Raw genomic sequence first — 3,706 nt, 5'->3', positions numbered from 1 at the left:
ACGAGGAGATCATTTTGCGTACCTGCCGGGTGGCGAGCAACTGCCCCAGGCCCGCGCCATCGACACCGGCGTTGTTGCTCACGCAGGTCAAGCCGCTGACGCCGCTGTCCCGCAGCGCTGCAATCAGCGCTTCGGGAATGCCGCACAGACCGAAGCCCCCCACCCCGATGGTCTGGCCGTCTGCCACTACCCCTTGCAAGGCAGCGCTGGCGGATGGATATACTTTGTTCATGTTTCTGTCTCCTGGCCTGAATCGCCTGGCGGGCACCGCCCAGCGCAAATGCGCCAGCTTGGTCTCCCGCCATGGCTGGCAGCATAATACGTAGTGAACTACGTAGTTTTTCCTAAGGACACTTCCCTATGGCTCCAGAATCCGACTACCGACGGGCATTCGAGATGGCGCCTGTCGGTCTGGTCTTGTCGCGCCAGCGGCGTATCGTCGATTGCAACGCCGAAGTCTGTGAAATCTTCCAGATCTCGCGCGAGTTGCTGCTGGGACGCTCCTTTCTGGATCTCTACCCCAGCGTGGAAGAGTTCGAGCGCCTGGGCAAACGCATCGCCCCCATCCTCAACACCCAAGGGCGCTACGCCGATAGCCGCATCATGAAACGGGCCAGCGGCCAGTTTTTCTGGTGCCATGTCACCGGCCGGGCATTCAGCCGTGACAACCCCCATGAGGCAGGCATCTGGACCTTCGAGGACATCAGCGCCCAGCGCCCGCTGGGCGAACACCCCTTGACCGGCAGACAACGCGAAGTCGCGGCGCGCCTGCTGGAAGGCAAGACCGCCAAAATGATCGCCAAAGACCTGGATATCAGCCCGCGCACCGTGGAAGTGCACCGTGCCAGCCTGATGCGGAAATTCGGGGCTCGAACCACCGCAGACCTGGTGCAGCGCATGCTCACGATTTAGCGGCAGACCTGGTGATCGAAATATTTATAAAAAACCCCACATATTGTTGACACAAGAAAAAAAACACCCTATACTTCTTTTCCTACGCTTCTGACACAGAAGAGCTTCTGAAAAGACAGCTCCCAAGTCAAAGAAACGTTGCCCAGGTGGCGGAATTGGTAGACGCGCTAGTTTCAGGTACTAGTGCCTTCGGGTGTGGAGGTTCGAGTCCTCTCTTGGGCACCAATTGCAACGGCTTGAAATCGAAAGATTTCAAGCCGTTTTTACTTTTCCGCTCTTGTCTGGCCCGGATCGCCTCCCCCAGGCAGACACAAGGAACAAAGCAGGCACAGCCCGACCCGGGCGGCATTTGCCTTGCAAATCCTCCTCTCTGCCCCCTGCGGTGGGCCGCCCAGCGCCTCTCATGCCAGAGAGGCGCACATTCACCTAGAACGGCAACCCTGCATACTGCTCCGCGAGCGTGCCCAGCGCGCGTTCCGACCGCTGCAGATACTGGAATTCATTGAGGCGCATTTTTTCCTCAAATCCCGAGTCCTGCGGAAACACGTGCAATAGCTTCGTGAGAAACCAGGAAACCCGCTCCGAGGCCCAGACGCGACGCAATGCGGTCTGGGAGTAAGACTCCAGCAAATCCTGCTGCTGATGGGCGTAATAGGCATCGAATGCCCGCGACAAATAGTACACATCCGACACCGCCAGGTTCAGCCCCTTGGCACCGGTCGGCGGCACGATATGCGCCGCATCGCCTGCCAGAAACATGCGGCCATGGCGCATGGGCTCCGCGACAAAGCTACGCAAGGGCGCAATGGATTTTTCAATGCTCGGCCCGGTCACGACCGTGCTGGCCAGCTCCACTGGCAAACGCAGCCTGAACTCGTCCCAAAAACGATCATCCGACCATTCATTGATATCGGTATCCATCGGACATTGAATGTAATACCGGCTCAATTGCGGATTACGCTGCGAGGCCAACGCAAACCCGCGCTCGTGGCGGGCATAGATCAAGTCCTCCATGGGCGGCGTTTCCGCCATGATGCCCAGCCAGCCGAAGGGATAGACCTGCTCGTAGGTGCGCAACACACTGGCGGGAATGGACTGCCTGCCGACACCATGAAATCCGTCACAAGCGGCAATGAAGTCACAGTCGATACGTCCCGCTTCCCCATCGCGGGTATAAGTGACATACGGGTGCTCGCCAGTGATGTCATGCAAGGCGACATCACTGGCGCAATCCAGGATTTCCGTGCCGGCCAGGTCATGCGCGGCGTAGAGATCCTCTGTAATGGCAGTCTGCCCGTATGCCATCATGGGCCGCCCGGCATACTTGGTGGTGTCGATAACCAGCGAGCCTTCATTCTGCCAGGTCACGAGTGTGCCATCATGCACCAAGCCTTCACGGTCCAGGCGCTCGCCCAGGCCGACATCACGCAAAAGCTGCACCGTGCCATGCTCCAGCACCCCGGCCCGAATACGCTGCAGCACATAGGCACGGCTCTGGCGCTCCAGCACCACACTGCCGATGCCATGCAAGGCCAGAATATGGGACAGCAGCAACCCGGCAGGGCCGCCGCCAATAATTGCCACCTGGGTCTGATGAATCTTTTGCATCTATTGTCTCCTTCAATACGTCATGGCAGCCGCCCGCTGCGCGGCTTCTCCTGATGTCGTGTCGCACCGGGCCTGCCAGGCGAACGCATCAGGTATCTTGGGTCAGGCCGAAGCCCGGTTGCCTTCTTCCAGCCAATCACGCAGCATCTGCGTGACCGCTTGCGGCTGCTCCATCGTGCTCATATGCCCGCTGTCTTCGATCACACGCAGGCGCGCTTGCGGGCATAAGGCCAGCATCTCCTCATGTCGCGCCACCGGGCTCCAGTTATCCTGCCTGCCACAAGACAGCAAGACCGGAACCGCCAGCCCGGCAAGGACGTCACGGGCGTCAGGTCGTTCGATCAAGGCCTTCAATTGGGCCGCGAAAATATCTGGCGTCTTGCGTTCGATCATCGCCAGGATCTCTTCGAACAAGGGCGTTTCCAGGCAGCTTTCGCGCACCATGCCGCGCGCCCATTCCTGCCCCATGGCGCGCATGCCCTGTGTCCTCGCCTTTTGCAACAACGCCATGCGGCCTGCCACTTCGCGCGCCCCGGCATCCCCCGTGGCCAACGGATGCATGCCGGTATCGAGCAAGGCAATCCGCGCCACGCGTTCCGGTATGCGGCGGGCGATTTCCAAGGCCACGCGGCCGCCCATCGAATGCCCGGCCACGGCAAAATTTCCGGCTGGCAGCGCCGCGATCGCCACCTCTGCCATGGCGGCGATGGAATCGGCCATGCCGTAATCCGGCACCACACACTCATAAGTGCTCAAGGCATCCATCTGCTTATGCCAGACAGCCACATCGCACAACAGCCCCGGCAGCAACAACAAGACCGGTTTGCTCATCTTTTCTCCCTCAGGACGCCTGCATGTTCATCGTGCGTGACGACAGGCTCCATCCAAACGCTATCAGTCCCCCATGCAAAGCGCATGGCGTGCCTTTCAAAGTAGCCCAGCAAGTACGGATCCGGCTAATCAAAAAGCAGGCTCTTTCAATGCGTTTGATTTATATGGGGGTAAACACCTGGATTCATCAGCAAAGTATAGAAAGGGGAAATTCCCTTTATCACTGCTGATCTCCAGGCAAGCATGGCGACTTCCAGGGCTATACATTTCATGCGTTCTGGTTATGCTATGCCTGACATCCGCGTTCCCTGCCCCATTCATGAGCCCCTCTCGCACAGTCGGCCAGCCCCCCAAG

The 3,706-nt window shown here is 59.2% G+C and carries 4 protein-coding genes and 1 tRNA gene; 2 read left to right on the top strand and 3 right to left on the bottom strand.

The genetic code is table 11. The annotated features are described in order from the left end of the window. A partial coding sequence (locus ACNA1V_RS17355) for a CoA-transferase (RefSeq protein ID WP_415834821.1) occupies positions 1-232 on the bottom strand: 232 nt, incomplete at its 3' end. A gap of 128 nt (positions 233-360) precedes the next feature. On the opposite strand from ACNA1V_RS17355, the gene ACNA1V_RS17350 reads away from it, so the two are divergent. Further along, the gene (locus ACNA1V_RS17350) at positions 361-912 is read left to right on the top strand and encodes a LuxR C-terminal-related transcriptional regulator (protein WP_415834820.1); all 552 of its coding nucleotides are present in this window, start codon (positions 361-363) and stop codon (positions 910-912) included. Positions 913-1,052: 140 nt separating this feature from the next. After that, positions 1,053-1,137: transfer RNA gene (locus ACNA1V_RS17345), tRNA-Leu, on the top strand. Between the two features lie 201 nt (positions 1,138-1,338). On the opposite strand, the gene pobA is transcribed toward ACNA1V_RS17345, so the two are convergent. Together pobA and ACNA1V_RS17335 are read right to left on the bottom strand one after the other, a co-directional pair. After that, the gene (gene pobA / locus ACNA1V_RS17340; RefSeq protein ID WP_415834819.1) at positions 1,339-2,520 is read right to left on the bottom strand and encodes a 4-hydroxybenzoate 3-monooxygenase; all 1,182 of its coding nucleotides are present in this window, start codon (positions 2,518-2,520) and stop codon (positions 1,339-1,341) included. A 102-nt stretch (positions 2,521-2,622) separates the two neighbouring features. After that, on the bottom strand, positions 2,623-3,351 hold the full coding sequence (locus tag ACNA1V_RS17335) for an alpha/beta fold hydrolase (RefSeq protein ID WP_415834818.1): 729 nt from the start codon (positions 3,349-3,351) through the stop codon (positions 2,623-2,625). Between the last annotated feature and the right edge of the window lie 355 nt (positions 3,352-3,706).

This window comes from Kerstersia similis, from assembly GCF_965139615.1.
In the GTDB taxonomy this organism is placed as follows: domain Bacteria; phylum Pseudomonadota; class Gammaproteobacteria; order Burkholderiales; family Burkholderiaceae_B; genus Kerstersia; species Kerstersia similis.
The sequence above is the reverse complement of the archived record's forward strand: the minus strand, read 5'-3'. Positions and strand labels throughout refer to the sequence as shown.